Origin of the sequence: Salinicoccus kekensis, assembly GCF_900220995.1 — a bacterium.
Taxonomy (GTDB): Bacteria; Bacillota; Bacilli; order Staphylococcales; family Salinicoccaceae; genus Lacicoccus; species Lacicoccus kekensis.
On sequence record NZ_OBQF01000004.1, the window covers coordinates 128,678 to 146,631 of the forward strand.

18 protein-coding genes are annotated in these 17,954 nt (G+C 50.2%); 9 read left to right on the plus strand and 9 right to left on the minus strand.

Annotated elements, in window-relative coordinates:
* Nucleotides 1–9: 9 nt before the first annotated feature.
* Together CRN96_RS08870 and CRN96_RS08875 are read right to left on the minus strand one after the other, a co-directional pair.
* Nucleotides 10–1,014 (minus strand): proline racemase family protein, encoded by a 1,005-nt coding sequence (locus tag CRN96_RS08870; RefSeq protein ID WP_097041290.1) that lies wholly within the window; start codon nt 1,012–1,014, stop codon nt 10–12.
* On the minus strand, nt 1,011–2,189 hold the full coding sequence (locus CRN96_RS08875) for an NAD(P)/FAD-dependent oxidoreductase (protein ID WP_097041291.1): 1,179 nt from the start codon (nt 2,187–2,189) through the stop codon (nt 1,011–1,013). The genes CRN96_RS08870 and CRN96_RS08875 overlap by 4 nt, the downstream gene beginning before the upstream one ends.
* A 130-nt stretch (nt 2,190–2,319) precedes the next feature.
* On the opposite strand from CRN96_RS08875, the gene CRN96_RS08880 reads away from it, so the two are divergent.
* The 5 genes from CRN96_RS08880 to CRN96_RS08900 are packed head-to-tail and all read left to right on the plus strand — an operon-like array spanning nt 2,320 to nt 6,006.
* Nucleotides 2,320–3,687: a sigma-54 interaction domain-containing protein gene (locus CRN96_RS08880; protein WP_097041293.1), complete on the plus strand. Its 1,368-nt coding sequence runs from the start codon at nt 2,320–2,322 to the stop codon at nt 3,685–3,687.
* Between the two features lie 54 nt (nt 3,688–3,741).
* Entirely contained in the window at nt 3,742–4,017 is a 276-nt protein-coding gene (locus tag CRN96_RS08885) for a (2Fe-2S)-binding protein (RefSeq protein WP_097041295.1), read from the plus strand.
* Entirely contained in the window at nt 4,010–4,345 is a 336-nt protein-coding gene (locus tag CRN96_RS08890; protein WP_097041297.1) for a (2Fe-2S)-binding protein, read from the plus strand. The genes CRN96_RS08885 and CRN96_RS08890 overlap by 8 nt, the downstream gene beginning before the upstream one ends.
* The gene (locus CRN96_RS08895; protein ID WP_097041299.1) at nt 4,335–5,507 is read left to right on the plus strand and encodes an NAD(P)/FAD-dependent oxidoreductase; all 1,173 of its coding nucleotides are present in this window, start codon (nt 4,335–4,337) and stop codon (nt 5,505–5,507) included. Before CRN96_RS08890 ends, CRN96_RS08895 begins: the two co-directional genes overlap by 11 nt.
* A gap of 28 nt (nt 5,508–5,535) precedes the next feature.
* The gene (locus tag CRN96_RS08900) at nt 5,536–6,006 is read left to right on the plus strand and encodes a hypothetical protein (protein ID WP_097041301.1); all 471 of its coding nucleotides are present in this window, start codon (nt 5,536–5,538) and stop codon (nt 6,004–6,006) included.
* On the opposite strand, the gene CRN96_RS08905 is transcribed toward CRN96_RS08900, so the two are convergent.
* Both CRN96_RS08905 and CRN96_RS08910 read right to left on the minus strand, forming a co-directional pair.
* Nucleotides 5,999–6,517, minus strand: a complete 519-nt coding sequence (locus CRN96_RS08905; protein ID WP_097041302.1) for a helix-turn-helix domain-containing protein — start codon at nt 6,515–6,517, stop codon at nt 5,999–6,001. The two genes, CRN96_RS08900 and CRN96_RS08905, sit on opposite strands and share 8 nt — an antisense overlap.
* Nucleotides 6,518–6,534: 17 nt before the next feature.
* A complete protein-coding gene (locus tag CRN96_RS08910; RefSeq protein ID WP_097041304.1) occupies nt 6,535–8,022 on the minus strand; it encodes an aldehyde dehydrogenase family protein in 1,488 nt (495 codons plus the stop codon).
* Between the two features lie 174 nt (nt 8,023–8,196).
* Here CRN96_RS08910 and CRN96_RS08915 point away from each other — a divergent pair, with 174 nt between their 5' ends.
* Entirely contained in the window at nt 8,197–9,060 is an 864-nt protein-coding gene (locus CRN96_RS08915; protein ID WP_425442534.1) for an alpha/beta fold hydrolase, read from the plus strand.
* A 32-nt stretch (nt 9,061–9,092) separates the two neighbouring features.
* Here CRN96_RS08915 and CRN96_RS08920 read toward each other — a convergent pair whose 3' ends face one another.
* Nucleotides 9,093–10,286, minus strand: a complete 1,194-nt coding sequence (locus CRN96_RS08920; protein WP_097041308.1) for an amidohydrolase — start codon at nt 10,284–10,286, stop codon at nt 9,093–9,095.
* A gap of 148 nt (nt 10,287–10,434) precedes the next feature.
* Here CRN96_RS08920 and CRN96_RS08925 point away from each other — a divergent pair, with 148 nt between their 5' ends.
* Entirely contained in the window at nt 10,435–10,953 is a 519-nt protein-coding gene (locus CRN96_RS08925; protein ID WP_097041576.1) for an acyl-CoA thioesterase, read from the plus strand.
* Between the two features lie 29 nt (nt 10,954–10,982).
* On the opposite strand, the gene CRN96_RS08930 is transcribed toward CRN96_RS08925, so the two are convergent.
* Entirely contained in the window at nt 10,983–11,687 is a 705-nt protein-coding gene (locus CRN96_RS08930) for an MOSC domain-containing protein (RefSeq protein ID WP_097041310.1), read from the minus strand.
* Between the two features lie 99 nt (nt 11,688–11,786).
* A complete protein-coding gene (locus CRN96_RS08935; protein WP_179647163.1) occupies nt 11,787–13,217 on the minus strand; it encodes an IS1096 element passenger TnpR family protein in 1,431 nt (476 codons plus the stop codon).
* A 266-nt stretch (nt 13,218–13,483) separates the two neighbouring features.
* On the opposite strand from CRN96_RS08935, the gene CRN96_RS08940 reads away from it, so the two are divergent.
* Nucleotides 13,484–13,918, plus strand: coding sequence for an acyl-CoA thioesterase (locus tag CRN96_RS08940; RefSeq protein WP_097041314.1), 435 nt, complete (start codon nt 13,484–13,486; stop codon nt 13,916–13,918).
* A gap of 116 nt (nt 13,919–14,034) precedes the next feature.
* Nucleotides 14,035–15,501 (plus strand): Na+/H+ antiporter NhaC, encoded by a 1,467-nt coding sequence (gene nhaC / locus CRN96_RS08945; protein WP_097041316.1) that lies wholly within the window; start codon nt 14,035–14,037, stop codon nt 15,499–15,501.
* A gap of 34 nt (nt 15,502–15,535) precedes the next feature.
* On the opposite strand, the gene CRN96_RS08950 is transcribed toward nhaC, so the two are convergent.
* Nucleotides 15,536–16,570, minus strand: a complete 1,035-nt coding sequence (locus CRN96_RS08950) for a PepSY domain-containing protein (protein WP_097041318.1) — start codon at nt 16,568–16,570, stop codon at nt 15,536–15,538.
* Nucleotides 16,571–16,669: 99 nt separating this feature from the next.
* On the minus strand, nt 16,670–17,872 hold the full coding sequence (locus tag CRN96_RS08955) for an MFS transporter (protein ID WP_097041320.1): 1,203 nt from the start codon (nt 17,870–17,872) through the stop codon (nt 16,670–16,672).
* Nucleotides 17,873–17,954 lie beyond the last annotated feature (82 nt).

Here is a 17,954-nt window from a genome sequence, read left to right on the forward strand (position 1 = left end):
TCCACCTCCTTATATTTCGGGTATCAGAAGATATCCCTCGTTCAACGGATCGTCTTCATGATAATAAAAATCATGCCGGCCCATTATCCAGGCGGAACCCGTGATGGATATCCTGTTGAAGGAGATACCCGCCTCCTCCCTTGTGCTGAGCAGCTTCGCCCTGAACCGCGAACCTGTGATGCTTTCGTGGATGAATTCTTCATCAGGTCCGAGCATACCGTCCTTATGCAGGGTCGACACTTTGGCGCATGTCCCCGTGCCGCACGGCGAGCGGTCGATGCCGCCCGGCGGCACGATGACGGCATTCTTCGTCACTTCCCCCGGCTCATACAGTTCCATATGGGTCAGTTTGTCGATGAACGGGAATTCGGGGTGCTGTATTTCATGCTGCTCATTGATCGCATCCCTGAGCGCCATGGCGACCGAGACGATCTCCTCGGAGGCCCCGACATCAAGCGTGAGTCCGAGGTCGGCTGCATCGATAATGCCGTAGAAGTTGCCGCCGTAGGCGATATCACATTTGATGTCCTTCCTGTCCTTGTAATCGACATACACCGTCTTCAGATGGAACGCATCCGTGCTGGCGAAAGTCACTTCCTCGACTTTGCCGTCTGCCACTTTGCATTCCGCTTCGACGACGCCCGCCGGGGTATCCAGCACTACGGTCGTATACGGCTCGGTCACTTCCACATAGCCAAGCTCGACGAGTGCCGTGCACGTGCCGATCGTGTCATGCCCGCACATCGGCAGGTAACCGCCGGTTTCAGCAAATATCACACTGAAATCCGCTTCCTCCTTCAAAGGCGGGAGCACGATCGTACTGCTCATCACATCATGACCCCGCGGCGGGTAGACCAGGAATTTCCGGATATGGTCATGGTTCTCCTTCATATCGAGCATCTTCTCCTGGATAGTCTCCCCCTTCAATTCCGGCATGCCGGTGAGGACTGTCCGTGTCGGATTGCCGCCCGTATGTGTATCGATGGTCAAAAACTGTTTTGCATTGATGTTCATAAAGCTGCCTCCTTGAATCTCGACAGGCTGAGCGGACTGATGTCTTCAGTGAGCGAGCCGGTCACCATGTCACTCATCCATCTGCCGGTGATGGCGCTGAGCCCAATCCCGTCACCCTCATGCCCTGCCGCAATATAGTAATTTCCGATATCCGTACCGGATATGATCGGCAGGTGATCGGGCGTCCACGGCCTGAGTCCGGCATAAGAGCGGATGATGTTCAGATCCTTCATCTTCGGGAAGTATTCGATCGCCCGTTCTGCAATCAGACGGATGACGTGAGGATTGACCTTCGTATCGAAGCCGGTGAATTCACGGCTGCTCCCCATTAGGAAATTCTGGCTCTCCGTCGGTTCATGCACCAGGGCAATGCCATAATCATTCATCGCTTTCGGTGCGATCCGCTCCCGTCCGAACTTCGTCATCAAATATCCGAACTCCTGGATTTTCCGTGTGCCCATCAGCTCCGTCCGTGATGCCACGAGTATATGGCCCTTCCTCGGTGTGATCGGCAGATCGATATCGAGCATCCTGCTGATTTCAGGTGCGTAAATGCCGCCTGCATTGATCACTTTATTCGCAGTGAAGGATTTTTCATTGGAGTATATTTTAAACGTTTCCACATCCATCTTTTTAATATCGGTGACCGGTGAATGTTCATATAAAGAGAAATCATATTTTTCCGCTTCATTGATCAACGAGAATGTCAGCATATACGGATTCACGGTCGAATCATTCGTGCACTCGAGCCCGCCGGTCAGATGATCCGAAAAATGCTTGGAATCATTCTTCAGATCCTCTTTTGTGAGCTTATTGAAGAACCGCTGCTCACCGTTCGCCTGATTGTGCCGGTCGACCCATATATAAGCCTGCTCCAGTTCCTCCTCATTGGCACAGAGGAAGATGCTGCCCGGATGCCTGAATTCGAACGGCATTTCAAGCTCTTCCGACAATTCCTTGATGAGCGCCTGGCTCTGGATTGCCATCCTGCTGTCGAAGCCCGGCTCCTTATCAATCAGCAGGACGTTGCCGTCGCACTTTGAAGTCGTGCCTGAAGCGACCGTATACTTTTCGATCATCCCCACATTCAATCCTTTTTTCGCGGTGTAATAGGCGATGCTTGCACCGATGATGCCGCCGCCGATGATCATTACATCAAAATGACTGGTCAATATGCCACTCCCTCCTTTAACTGTATATAAGAAATAAGCGTGCCAGCTTTAAACATGAAGATATTATTATCGTTTGTGATAAAGTGTAAAGAATCTTATAATAAGTATAATAAAGTTTACAGAGGAGATAGTTATGATTGAAAAGAAAATGATTGAAGCCCTCATCAATTTTTACAACCATTCGTTCACGATCATTGATAAAGACGAGAAACTGATTTACTGGAGTGACCGTGCATCCGAAATATTCAACCTGAAGCATGAAGATGTCATCGGCAAGGATATCAAGGAAGTGTTCTCCGAAGACCAGCTGCTCATACTGGAATCTTTGAGGGAGAATAAATCCTTTGAAAAGAAGCGCCATAAGGCAACCCCGGATATCTATGTGGATATCAAGGCGGAACCGATCACCGTGGACGGGGAAGTCCTCGGCGCCGTCGTCTCCGAAGTGGATGTCACTTCACAGATCAAAAAAGAAAAAGAGATGGAAGCACTCAAAAGCAAAGTCGATATCTTAAGTGATAACGTCAAACATCTGAATAATGACAACCACTTCAAAAACATCATCTACAAAAGCTCCATCATGGAAAACCTGAAGAACCAGATCGAGAAAGCTGCGCATACGGATGCAAATATACTGATTACCGGTGAAACCGGCGTCGGTAAGGAACTGTTCGCCCAGGCGATACACAAGACCAGCGGGCTTCGGGGCGACCTGATTCCACTCAACTGCGGGGCGATCCCGAATGAATTGTTCGAGTCGGAACTGTTCGGCTATGACAGGGGTGCCTTCACCGGCGCGAATAAAGAAGGCAACAAGGGCAAGATAGAGCTTGCGGAGGATGGGACTTTATTCCTTGATGAAATCGGTGAGATGCCGCTCGATATGCAGGTGAAGTTCCTGCGCATACTGCAGGAAAGGAAATATTTCAAGCTGGGCGGGAAGAAGGAGATGACGACGAATTTCAGGCTGGTTTCCGCCACCAATAAAAAAATCACCGAACTGTTGTCTTCCGAAAACTTCCGTTCCGACCTGCTCTACCGGATCAATGTCATCAATATTCATATCCCGCCGCTCCGGGAACGGCCGGACGATATCGAATCGCTGTTCTACTATTATCTGTTCCAGTTATCCGATAAGTACAATACCGATCTCATGTATGCCGACCAGGAACTGCTCCGGCAGATCAGGGAATATGAATGGCCGGGCAATGCACGGGAGCTCATCAATGTGGTCGAGCGGCTCGTGATCTTCTCGAACGGCAGCACCCTGGATAACGATATCTTCCATCAATATCTGCAGGAAGTCGGACAGAGCCACAACATCCCGGCCTACTCCGTCCCCGCAGGTGATATCGAACTGAAGGAGTATGTGGACAGGCTCGAAGCGGATTATATCCGGCAGGTCATCGAAAACAATGACCATAACATTGAAAAATCCGCTGCAGTGCTCGGCATCAGCCGGCCGACATTATACTCGAAGATCAAAAAATTTAAATTATGACTGGCACGTTTATTTCTTATTACTTGTTAGGATAAATCATTTGAGGTGAAGATCATGGACAATAACGGAGATTTCGTCGTGTGCAGATGTGAAAATGTCACATATGCCGAAATGATGAAGGAAATGGAAAGAGGCGTGAACAATGCCAGGGAAATGAAATTGAAGACACGGGCCGGCATGGGTTTCTGCAACGGCAGGACATGCGGGCACCTGGTCAATAAAATGATGAATGAGACAGACAGCGGACCCGATTTCATCCATTTGAGGTCGCAGCCGCCGATACGCACGATTTCTTTTGAAACACTGGCAGGAGGTGTGCATGATGACTAGACGGATACTGGAACATAAAATCCTCGGACCGAGGAAAAATAAAATCGTCCCTTTTAAATGGAACGGGGAGACGTATTACGGTGCAGAAGGCGAAAGCATCACAGCCGCCCTCCTCGCCAATGATGTGCGGACACTCCGGCACCATGAAAGGGACGGGGCGCCGCGGGGCCTTTACTGCAATATCGGCCACTGCTCCGAATGCAGGGTGACCGTTGATGGTACTCAAAATGTGCGCGCCTGCCTGACCCCTGTCCGAAAAGATATGGAAATCAGTCGGCAGGGTGCCCTGCCGCATCTCGTCAAAGGAGGCGGAGACGATGCATTATGATGTGATCATCATAGGCGCCGGACCTGCAGGCCTCAGCGCCGCAGGTCTTTTGAAGGATGATAAACGGGTGCTTGTCATCGATGAATATTATCACCACGGCGGCAGGCTGCTCGGCCAGCTCTACGAGGAATCCAAGGGAAACTGGTGGAACGGCATGGAAATCGCCAATGAACTGTACAGTGGACTTGAAGGTAAAGTCGCATTCAGCCTTGGCACCTCCGTCTATAACGCCGAGCGGGAGGGTTCTTTATTCACCGTATATACGGATAAGGGCAATTTCACGGCCCGGTGCCTCGTCGCCGCGACCGGTTCCAAAGAAAACTCCTCCCCGCTGCCCGGCTGGGAACTGCCGGGCGTCATGACCGTCGGGGCGGCCCAGGTGCTCACCAATTTCCACCGGGTCGCACCGGGCGAATCCGGGGTCATCATCGGCATCAATCCCCTCTCCATGGTGATCGCCATGGAGCTCGGCTATGCGGATGTGGAAGTGAAGAAGATATGCCTCCCTGCGGTAAATGAAATCAATACGGCAACACCGAAAGATGCCCTGGAAACACTGATGGGCCTCAGCCGGTCTGCCCCTTCGAAATTTTTATCACTTGCAGGGGGTATCGGTCGAAGACTCCCTCTGCTGCACGGTCCGGTGCTGAATCTCTTCCCTTCCGGCGGAGTGAGGGCACTCGGCCTCCCGATCTCCATCAAGGAAAGAGTCGTCGGAATCAACGGGACGGATCAGGTCGAGTCCGTCACCACCGTTAAGACGAGAGCCGACGGCAGCGTGATCGAAGGGACGGAAAAAGAGATCGCCTGCGACTTCGTCTGCATTTCCGACGGCCTCTCGCCGGTCAATGAAGTCACGTCGCTGTTCAATCTGAAGCATGTATACCTTGAGTCCCTCGGCGGATATGTGCCCCTCCACAGTGAGAAGATGGAGACCGAAGTCGAAGACTTTTATGTCGCCGGCAACATCACCGGCATCGAAAACGCCAAAGTCGCGATGCTCCAGGGAGAGATGGCCGCCCACCGGATTTTGGGGGATGAGGCGGCATCTGAAGACACTTTAAGGAAGATCAATGAAGAACGCAAAAATGCCAAGGTGAAATTCCATGAAGACCTGGATGCTGGCCGGGAAAAACTCCAGCTCTACTGGCTCGCAAAATGATGAGAGGCGGTATTGGAGTCAAGTCAGAATGGGATCTGAAACCGGGAGGTGCCCATCCGGATCGGGATCGAAACCTGGACAGAACCTGAGGTATGGAGACCGCCATCTGGATTCGGAATCAAAACCCGGATGGAGCCTGATGTGCGGTAACCGCTGTCTGGATCCGGGACTGAACTCCGGACAGAACTTGAAGGACAGCGACCGCCATCTGGATTCGGAATCAAAATCCGGATGGAGTCTGATGTGCGGAGACCGCTGTCTGGATCCGGGACTGAACTCCGGACAGAACTTGAAGGACAGCGACCGCCATCTGGATTCGGAATCAAAACCCGGATGGAGCCTGATGTGCGGCGACCGCTGTCTGGATACTGGACCAAAATTAGGACAGAACCTGAAATACAGCGATAGCCCTCCGGACCCAGCACCCCATCCAGGCTTCTCAAATCCAAATAATGACCATAAAAAAACAGCGCTGCAGTGCAGCGCTGTTTTCATGTGACATTGGAAGATACGAGGAGGATCTTCGCCGGTTCGCCACTATCGTTATACCACTCATGTTCCACTTTTGAGTCGATGTGGATCGAGTCGCCCGCCTTCAGGACAGTCCGCTCGCCCTGGATGATGACCTGCAGTGTCCCGCTGAGCACATAGATGAATTCCTGCCCCCTGTGGGTATATGGCGAGTGCTGTGTCTCTCCCGCCTTCAATTCCACGAGTGCCGGGGTGAATAAAGGATTCTCTATATCCCCCGACAAATCCTCATATGAAAAATTGCCGTTCAGTGACGCGGTGTCCACCGGGTCTTTCTGGTTATCATCAAAGAAGAAATTGACGTTGACGTCGAGTGCTTCTGATATTTTTTTCAAGGATGTGAAAGTCAGGGTCTTCAAGTCTCGTTCAACCTGAGATAGGAAGCTGATGGATAACCCGCTTTCGGCGCTCAGCTCCTTCAACGTCATCTTCCTGCCTTTCCTTAATTTCTTCAGTTCACTTCCCAGCGTCTCACTCATGTCCCGACCTCATTTACTTATGATCTGTGCATATTGACGAACACACTCTTCACTTCCACGTAGTTTGCGATGCCGTAGTCTCCGCCCATATCGCGGCCGATGCCCGACTGTTTGTAGCCGCCGAACGGCATGGTCTCGAGCTCCAGACCGAAGTCGTTGATCCATACTGTGCCGGCCTCCAGTTTTGATGCGATATAGTGGCCGTCTTTGATATTCTCCGTCCAGACGCTTGAAGCAAGACCGTAGTCGCTGTCATTCGCCCTTTTGATCGCTTCATCGATATCATCGAACGGCATGACGCACATCACAGGTCCGAATATCTCTTCCCTCGCGATTGCCATATCATCAGTGACATCCGTGAATATCGTCGGTTCGACAAAATATCCCTTATCGCCGATGCGGTTGCCGCCGGTGATCACTTTTGCACCGGCTTCTTTGCCCTTCTCGATATATCCGAGGACCGCCTTCATCTGTTTCTCTGAAATCAAAGGTCCGATATCGGTGTTTTCATCGAGACCATCGCCGACGACCAGGTTCTCAGCCCGTTTCTTCAGCTCTTCGACCACCTTATCATAGATTCCCCGCTGCACATATACCCTTGTCGTCGCACTGCAGTTCTGGCCGGAGTTGTACATCGTGCCGTCGAAGATTCCTTCGAGGCCTGAATCCAGATCAGCATCTTCCAGTACGATCGCCGGTGATTTTCCGCCGAGTTCCAAAGTGATGGACTTGATGTCTTCAGCGGCATGCTTCATGATTTCACGGCCGGTGTTCGTCGATCCTGTGAATGCGACTTTTGAGACGTCCTTATGGGTGACGAGCGAATGGCCTGCCACCGAGCCCTGTCCAGGCACGATGTTGACCACACCGTCAGGGAAGCCCGCTTCTTTGAAGAGTCCCGCCGCATAAAGGATCGATAAAGGCGTATCCTCAGCAGGTTTCAATACGATCGTACAGCCTGCAGCAAGTGCTGCGCCCATCTTCCAGGCCGCCATCAGAAGCGGATAGTTCCACGGCACGATCTGCGCCACGACACCGATCGGCTCATGGACGGTGTACGTCACGTAATTCGGGTCGACGTTCGTCGTCTTGCCGAAGATCTTCGTCGCCCACCCTGCATAATATCTGAAATGGGTGACCGTGCCGTCCACATCATCTTCCAGCGCCTGCATATATTTCTTGCCGTTGTCCAGGGCCTCCAGCTGTGCAAGCTCTTCACGGTTCTCCTCAAGCAAGTCGGCGAACTTATAGATCAGTTCAGCCCTTGAGGCCGCATCCATCTTCGTCCATTCCCCATTGTCGAACGCCTCTTTTGCGGCACTCACCGCCTTGTCGATGTCCTTTTCCGTAGCTTCACTCACCTTTGCGATCACTTTTTCGGTCGCCGGGTTTTTGACTTCGAATGTATTGCCGCTCTCCGAAGACACATATTCCCCGTTGATATACAGCCCCTTCTCCTGCTCCAAAAACTCTTTTACTTTAGGTTTCAATTCCATCAATGACATCCCATCCCACTCCTTGTTTTAATATGTAATGACTAAATCTTCTGTCAACTAAATCATATACGATGCCAAATAAAAAATCAATCAAAATTTCACCGTGAGTGAAATTAATGTGTTATTACTTAGCCAAACGGGGAATAATAAACCAGTATGATTTTACATAAAGGGGGGATTTATTTGGATAGAATCACCGGCACTTTTCAGCTTAATCACCATATTATGGAGTACTCGGTCACTGGTGGCGGGGCCGAGACGGTTTTACTGCTGCATGGCGGCCACTCCAACAGCAATGAAACATTCGGCGCTAAAATGCTGGTTGACGGGGGATACGCAGTCCTCATACCTTCAAGGCCCGGTTATGGGAAGACTTCCAAGGGCATCGGAGATTCCCTTGCAGAAACTGCCGCATATTATATTGAGTTGCTGAATCATCTGTCGATTGACAAGGTCCATCTGATTGCGATTTCTGCAGGAGGGACGTCCGGCATTTATCTGGCTTCAAAATACCCCGGGAGGATCAAGAGTTTAATTTTGCAAAGTGCAGTCACACGGGAATGGCTGCGCCCCGATGACAGTTTATATAAAATAGCCCGGGTTGCTTTCCGTTCACCGGTCGAGAAAGTGACATGGCGGCTTCTATCAACGATGAACAACCTTTTCCCGAAAACCGTCTTCAGATTTATGGCGCCTTCATTCAGTACACTTTCAAATAAAGAGATTCTTGATAAAATGGCGGATAACGACATCGAAGAAATCCGCCTGATGAACAACAGGCAGTCTTCGGGTCAAGGTTTTTTGATCGATCTGGCCGCCACGAAGGAAATCACTGCGGCTGCTCTGCAGGAAGTCCGGTGCCCTGCACTCATCATCCACAGCAGGAATGATGCTTCCGTCCCTTTGGAGCATGCATATTTTGCTCATGACAATATCCCGGACAGCACTTTGATCGTCACTGAATCCTGGGGCCATATAATCTGGCTCGGCAAGGAGGCAGAAGAAACGGATGAGCTGGTCACAGAGTTCCTGGAAAACAATAGATGACCCGGCAGCAATTGCCGGGTCATCTTTTTTAGTCATTTATTTCCAAGTCTTGAAAGCACGACTTCCCCAAGCACTTTAGCGCTGATCAGGAGGGAGTCTTCATTGATGTCGAACTTAGGATGGTGGTTGATGTAGGCCTTCTCCACACCTTCAGGTTTTGCACCGACGTTGATGAACGTCCCCGGTGTATTCTGCAGATAGTAGGAGAAATCTTCCGAACCGCTTGAAGGTTCATGGTCTGCGACATTTGTAATGTGCCCGCCCTTGCTGTTTCGCAGAATTTCACCAACCACACGTGTCTTCTCAGGGTCGTTGTAGAGCACCGGATAATCATAGATGTACTCAAGATCGCATGTAACGCCGAAAGCAGTCTCCAGGCCGCTGATGATCTTGACCATCTCGTCATGGATCGGTTCTTTATTCTCCTCTTCCATATAACGCACCGTACCCCGGAGCATCACCTTATCCTGAATGACGTTCTGGCCGCCCGGTGCTTCAAATGCGGTCACCGATACGACGGCAGTATGCTTCGGGCTCATTCTTCTTGAGACGATCGTCTGCACCTGTGTCACGAAATGGGAGCCTGCAACGATCGGGTCGATCGTCGTTTCAGGCATCGCACCGTGGCCGCCGCTCCCCTGGATATGGAGGTTGAAGTTCGAACGTCCGGCCATGGCATTGCCTTCCACCAGACCGACTTCACCAGTTTCAAACATCGGGAAGAGGTGGATGCCGTAAACCTCATCGAGGTCATCCAGTATGCCGGAAGCGACGATGCTCTTCGCACCGCCCGGCGGCACTTCTTCAGCATGCTGATGGATCAGCTTGATTGTGCCATCCCACTCATCCTTCAATTCGATGAGCGCTTCACCGAGCGTCAGCAGGTAGGCCGTATGCCCGTCATGTCCGCAGGCATGCATGACACCATCATTTTTGGACTTGAACGGTACGTCCGTTTCTTCGGTGATCGGGAGCGCGTCAAAGTCCGCACGGAGTCCGATCGTCTTCCCTTTGTTTTTGCCATTGATCTCAACGACGATGCCGTTCTCGCCCTCGATTTTCTCTGTGACCTTCACATCTTTATCTTTATAGAAATCTGCGATGTAACGGGCAGTTTTCTCCTCTTTGAATGAAAGTTCAGGATTCTCGTGAAGATGACGCCTGATTTCGATCATGCGGTCTTCTTTTTCCTCAAGTTTTTTAAACAGTTTTTCTGTAAGTGACATGCAAAAACCTCCTGATAATGATACCTTCATTTTAAACTTTATCCTCACAGTCTTCAAATCATATGTTACCGGTTTCACAAAAGTTGCCAAACGTGAAAAAAACTATGATAAGATGATACATATAAATTCAAACTTAGGGGCAGGCGACATGACAATCAATAAAAAACCTATGAGCTTTTCAAAATCCATCAAATCCACACAGGTGTTTCCCGAGCATACGAATCATCTGGACACCATGTTCGGGGGCAAGATCCTGGCAAACATCGATGAGATCGCGGCGATCGCGGCGATGAAGCATGCGGAAACGAACTGTGTCACGGCATCCATCGATTCGGTGAACTTCTTAAAACCGATCCGCGCCGGCGAAATCGTTACATATGAGGCGTATATTTCCCACGTCGGTACATCTTCACTTGAAGTATGCGTCCAGATTAAAGTGGATAATCCCTTTACACATCAGAGCGATCTTGCGGTCCTCAGCTTTCTGACATTCGTCGCCGTCAATGAAGACGGTGAGAAGGTAGAAGTGCCGAAAGTCTACCCGACGAACCAGCATGAGGAATGGCTGTTCAAGACAGCGGACGACCGTATTCAAAAACGTCAGGATCAGCGCATCAAAAGCAGGGAAATGATCGAATTCCTGAAAAGCATAGAAGAACAGGAATGATAAAAAGGAACCGGGAATTTTCCGGTTCCTTATTTGTTCGGACCGAACACCCTCGGTTCCTTATTTTCAGGGATGCCGTCGAGACGCTTCTGCAAAGATCTTTTCCAGCTTCCTGCGAGCAGCTCCACATCCCTGAGTTTTTCTGCGAGGGACAGATTTTCGGACTGCTCATACATCACGTCATTGCAGGCATCGACCGACCACTCGGGGTGAGGCCTTTCCAGAAGTTTAAAGACGTCTCCCGCCTGTACATGACCTTCTTCGACGACCCTGAAATACCAACCGGTCCGGCCGCTGTCTTCGATCCTCAGCGCGAGGTCCATGACCCTGTGCCTTCTTGCAGGCCGCCAGCACGGCCGTCTCGGCTGGGAAACCTGTATCCGGGCCCCGCCGAGCTGATACACATCACCGATGCATACATTGGTTTCGTCCAATCCGCTGACAGCGAGGTTTTCACCGAAAGCCCCCGGCCCCATCTCCTGCCCGAGTTCTTTTTCCCACTCTGTGTAATGGCGGACAGTGTAACAGAACACCGCTTTTTCAGGTCCTCCGTGGTTTTTCTTATCCCCGACTTCATCGTTTTGAAATCCTGTCTCCGTCAGATGAACCGCTTCATCGGTCTCCCTGCGGTAAATCGCCGTCGTCCATTCGCGGTCCATCTTCCGTTCCGCTTTGTCATCCCCATAAGTTTTTGCCTTTCCTGTAAATAAATGTTCAACTTTACCGAGTTGCATAATGATCCTCCAGTGAGATGATAATAAGGCTTGTCTTCCCTGCTGAACAGGTCCCTCTCCATATAACACCACTTTATCACAACCGTCTGATGCTCCGCCTTAATTTTCCACCAGATTGATATTCTCATCATTGAACTCCGTAATCGCGTACTGGACATCGAATAACTTATGGAGTCTGCGGTTGATTGCACTTTTAGGAAACCTCATCTTATAGTGTGAGCGCTTCGCCAGCGCCTCCGTCTCCTCGTATTCAGGATGTTCCTTATCCTTAAGGATTTCATACAGACTGTCGAAATCTTCAATCCCTTTGGCGCCTTCTATAGGAGAAGGTCCTGTGTAGCCGACGATTTCCGGATAAGGTCTTCCTTCTTCCGTTAAGAATTCGATCAGCTCGATCTTATGGAACCATCTGGCATCATAATCATAAATATATGCAAGGCTGCCGCCTTCCGTCAGAAGCGCATCGACCTGTATATGACTCGATGTGAATTTCGTTTTTTCCCGGTCACTTTCATGCGTATCCCCTGAAAATACACGGATCACCACTTTATCGTAGATGAATTCTGCATAATGCATACTGCTCCAGTCAAAGACGGACTGGATGATGAGATGGAGCTCATAACAATTCAAGCGCGTCGGTATGACCATTTCACGGTAAATCACATTTTTCCCGCCAGGAAGCGACACTTTTATCCTGAATGCATTATAGGAAGTGTGCATCTTCTTATTCTTCAGCAGGACATTTTTATACCGCTGTTCCGCGACTTCAGATAAATTCGCCTCCCTGATCGTCTCGAGTATCTTCGGATGTGTGATGCCATATTCATCCTCGAGCTTGACGATCAGCCCGGATTTGATCAGCTCCTTGAATTCACCGACATTTTCATAAAACGGGTGATCGTTCTCGGCCCTTTCCTTTATGACCTGGAAACTGTCATCCGGTAACGACAGCAGTATATCCTTGATGCGCGTCCGGTCCGTCAGCAGTGACTTCAATTCCTCGACGAAAACCTCCTTCTGAAGCGAAGCAGGCGTGTGTGAAAGCGCTTTCGAAATTTCTTTCAGTTGAGTGATTGTAATGCCGCGCAGCAATTCCTCCAGTTTCAAATCGGCGTATGAAAGCAGGATCGTCCTTTTAAGCGGACTGATCTCCTCCAGCCATTTCAAATCTTTGTTGTCTATATTCATCTCCTTGACCAGGCTCCGCAACGTCTCTTCATGGACCACACACTGCTTGTCATCGAGAGGAACCAGTATGAACTGCTCAACCAGAAAAGGATGTTCGTCCTCTGATGCCTCCACGGTATAATAACCGTCCTTCGATTGAGATGACTTCAAGTGTTCAATCAGCTTAAGGTCCTGCGCATTCAGCTGCTCGACGAGCCAGCTGATATGATACGGATTGGTGATCTCCCGGTACCTGTAAACCGCAAACTCATCGATTGATTGATACCCTTTGTTACGTTTCTCGTTCAGCTGCTTTAAGCTCTCTTCTGTGACAAATTGCTTGTAAAACTCTTGAATCCCCACATAACGACCCCCTTTTAGTGCTCCCATGTCGCCATTAAGCTTAAATATAATGTATCACAAAATGTAATGATACACTAGATATTTATGTCAATTTTCAGTCAATTCAGTTATTTCCTTTAATAGGAGAGGTAAAGGAGACGGTTCCTGATGTATTTCAACTTCATTTTCATGATGATATCACCGCCATCGCAGTCTTTGAATTTATGAGACAATATATTCATGATATAATAATTTTTGGATATCTGAATGGGAAAGGACGTTTTTTTATGGAAAGCGGCTATGTTGCGGAAAAAGAGATTCAGGTGATGTATGCAGATACAGATATGATGGGTGTCGTTTATCACGGCAATTATTTGAAGTGGGCGGAAGTCGGCCGGATGCAGCTGATCCAGGATATCGGCTATGATTATGTGGCAATGGAACGTGAAGGTTATTACGCACCTGTATATAACGTCGACATCACTTATAAAAAAGCTTTGAAATACGGCGACCGCGCTTTCGTCAGGACATGGGTGCAGCTGAACACCGGCATGAAAACAATTTACGGATATGAGATTGTAAATGGGGACGGGGAGCTCTGCACTTTTGGCACCACGACGCATGTCGTCGTCAAGAAGGTCGACGGGGAATTTAAGACGGTCCCCTTCAAACGGGTCTTTCCGGAGTGGTTCCGGAAGTATGAAGATATAAAAGTGAAATAAAACTTTGTTTCCAAAAAATCACACCGGGAGGCCTGGCCTTCGGTGTATTTTTATACTGATTTTACCTTGTGAAAGCGGTTTCTCTGTGTATAATTAAATCAAAAAGGGACGATGTCATGGATAAAAAGCCGCTTTTTGAACACAAGACCAAAAAGGAGTTCAATTTTTTCCTGGCCATCACACCGCTTTTGGTGATGATTGCATCGATGTTGTACGCCATCGTGGTGCTTGAGACCGACCCCCATCTGCCCCTGATCATCGGAACCATCACTGCTGCGCTCGTCGCCGTATTTTCGGGTTTTAAATGGGAGGATATCGAAGAGATGATGTATAAGGGGATCCGTCTCGCCCTCCCGGCGGTCGTCATCCTTATGATCGTCGGCCTCATCATAGGTTCCTGGATCAGCGGCGGCGTCGTCGCCTCGATGATCTATTACGGTCTGATGGTGATCAGCCCTCAGTATTTCCTTGTCACGATATGCATCATCTGCGCCATCGTCTCGCTTGCGATAGGCAGTTCATGGTCGACCATGGCCACCATCGGTGTCGCCGGCATGGGCATCGGGATAAGCATGGAAATCAATGCCGCCATGATAGCGGGTGCGGTCATCTCCGGCTCATATTTCGGGGATAAGATGTCTCCGCTGTCGGATACGACGAACCTCGCTGCGGGACTGACGAACACAGACCTTTTCGAGCATATCCGCCATATGATGTACACGACCATTCCCGGGCTTGTCGTCGCCCTTGCCGCCTATTTGATCATCGGGCTTAATGTCATCGGCAACTCAACCGCTTCCCCAGAAGATATTCAGGCGATGATGTCCGGCATGAGTGAGAATTTCGTCATCAGCCCCTGGCTGCTGATCGTCCCTGCTCTCGTCATCGTCTTCATAATATTGAAGGTGAAGGCGGTGCCGGCGCTCATCGCCGGTGTGGTTCTCGGGGTGATATGCACCATCTTCATCCAGGGGGAGACGCTTGCGGATGCCGCCTCGATATTGATGAACGGCTATGTGCTCGAGTCGGGCAACGAGATGGTGGATACGCTGTTCAACCGGGGCGGCCTGATGGATATGATGTATACGATCGCCTTGACGATCGCCGCCCTGACTTTTGCCGGGATACTCGAATATTCGGGGATGCTCCGTTCCATCATGCATCAGATCCTTAAAATCGCAAAAGGCACATTCGGCATCATCACGGCAACGATCCTGTCGTGCTTTACGACGAACGTCACATGCTCCGAGCAGTACATCTCGATCGTCGTGCCTTCAAGGATGTATTTAAGGGCTTATATCGACAATAAACTCCATTCAAAAAACTTGTCCCGCTCACTTGAAGACGGCGGCACACTGACTTCCGTATTCGTCCCATGGAATACATGCGGCGTCTTCATCTACGGCACACTCGGCGTCGTCGCATGGGATTATGCACCTTTTGCGATCCTGAACTTCACCGTCCCGGTCATCGCCATCATACTTGCAGCCACCGGGTTCGGGATTACCAGAATCTCGGCGGAGGAACGCGATGCTTACATCGCCAAACATTATCCGGAGGAGAATAAAACTGCAGAAGCATAAAAAACCTTGGGCACCCTGCCCAAGGTTTTTTCAATCAGTCATCCTGTTCAACGTCGAGCACTTCGCCGGTCGTGGCATTGATTTCAACTTCATATTCACGGCCGTCGTAGTCGACTTCAAAATCGTATTCATTGTCTTCCTTATCGAGTTCCCATTCTTTCACCGTGCCTCCGCCTGCAGCATCGATTGCGATGCCGGCCGCTTCTTCAGATGAAATGAAGCCTCCGTCCACTTCGATGTTATTTGTGTATTCACCGCCGGATTCATTTTCCTGGTCGATCTTCTTCACTTCACCGGTCGTGGCGTTGATTTCCACTTCATACTTGGAGCCGTCCTTCATGACGTCGATTTCGTATTCATTGTCGTCCCTGTCGAACTCCTTCTCATGCACTTCCCCGCCGCCGGTTTTATCTGTTGCGATCTTTACCGCTTCATCCATGCCGATGAACCCGGAATCAGAGGCTGAACCGGTATTTGAAGACTGTCCGCCTGATTGCTTTTCAACATCCACTTTCTCCACTTCACCGGTTGTTGCGTTGATTTCAACTTCATACTTGGAGCCGTCCTTCATGACGTCGATTTCATATTCATTGTCGTCCCTGTCGAATTCCTTCTCATGCACTTCCCCGCCGCCTGCTTCATCCTTCGCAATCTTTACCGCCTCATCCATGCCGATGAACCCGAAATCTGCAGGTGTCGTATTTTCTGTGCTGCCGGATTCATCATCACGGTCGGTCTCTTCTTCAATGATGGTCAAATCCTCTGCATTGATCTTGATGTCATATTCATCTTCGCCGTCTTCCATTTCAACCTCATAATAATGCACGCCGTCATCTTCATCCAGTTCAACATCAGTGACGACACCTTCAAAGCGTTCGCCCGCCAGATCGACTGCATCCTGCACTAAATAGCTGAGTTCTGATGTTTCTCCGGTTTCGGCTTCAACCGTCCCTTCACGGCTCTCATCTTCCCATTCCATATCATCCGAGGCACTCGCTGTCGAACAGGCACCGAGCACCAGCGCTGCGGATAAGCTGCCTGCAAGTAATGTGTTTTTGTAGAATTTCATCTTAACTCCTCCTTTTGATCTTACTTATATGATAGCCGCAGCAGGCTAAAAAACGCTTAAAGTAAAATTAAAGGACAGTTAAAAAATGAATAACGGATTTTAAGTGCCGGCCTGCATTTTATTCCTGAGCCGGATCGCAAGTGTGATGAGCACAAAACACAGCAGAGCTGCAGCGAGATTGACGGTGACCACGCCCGGCCAGTGGTGGCTCGTCCAGAAGAGCCCCGCAAAAGTGCCGAGCAGCGACGCACCCACATAGTAGAAGAACAGATAGAGCGAAGACGCCTGGGCCTTATTGTCGGCGGCATTCCTGCCGACGAGCCCGCTCACCACCGAGTGGCTTGCGAAGAACCCGTACGTGAACAGCGACAGCCCGAGTATGATCGCCGGTACATTCGGGATGAATAAAACCAATATCCCGAGGGTGAGGATCGAAAGCCCGAGGTAGATCACCTTCTCCTGTCCGAGGCGCGTGACCAGGTTGCCGTTGATGACGGAACTGACCGTGCCGATCAGAAGGATGAGGAAAACCCAGCTGACGATCGACTGGCTGATGTTGAACGGATCACCCAGGAGGACGAAAGTCACGTAACTGAACAATGCAATATTCATGCCCATCAGCAGGAACCCGGTCCCGAAGAGGCACAACAGCACCGGATTCTTCAGATGGCCGATGAGTGAGCCCAGCAAAGCACCCGCCGACAGCTTCTGGGCCTCAAAGTGCCGGGAGGGATTCAAAAGCTTCCAGAACACCAGAGTCGCGATGATGCTGATGATGCCGATTGCGAGGAAGGCGACCTGCCAGTTGAACACATCACCCATAAGCCCCGAGAATACACGGCCGAAAACCGCACCGAGTGAGTTTCCGCTTATGTAGAGCCCCATCGCAAGCGGCATGCTTCTTGGATGGATTTCCTCACTGATGTAGGCCATCGCTATCGACGGCACACCGGCAAGGACGACCCCCTGCAGGGTCCTGAGTATGAGGAGCATCGTGAAACTCTCCCCGCTTAAAGGTGTGAGCACACATAACAAGGAGGCTGCAAACATCGACGTGACCATGATCTGCTTCCGCCCCACGGCTTCGGATATTGAACCGAAGATGATCATGCTCACCGCGAGGGCGAGCGTCGTTAAAGTGAGCGATAAACTCGAAGTCGCGGGAGTGACGCCGAAGACCTCGGTGAATTCCGGCATGAGTGGCTGTGCGGTGTAGAGGATTGCGAAAGTGTTGAAGCCCGCAGCAAAAAATGCGATCGATATTTTATTGAACGCCGGGGTTCCCTTCTCTATAAAGTCCATGATTAGCATCTCCATCGGATTTTTTATTATTTATAATGCTACCACTATGGTGTTTGTTAGTAAATTGCCTATCGCCCCGCCG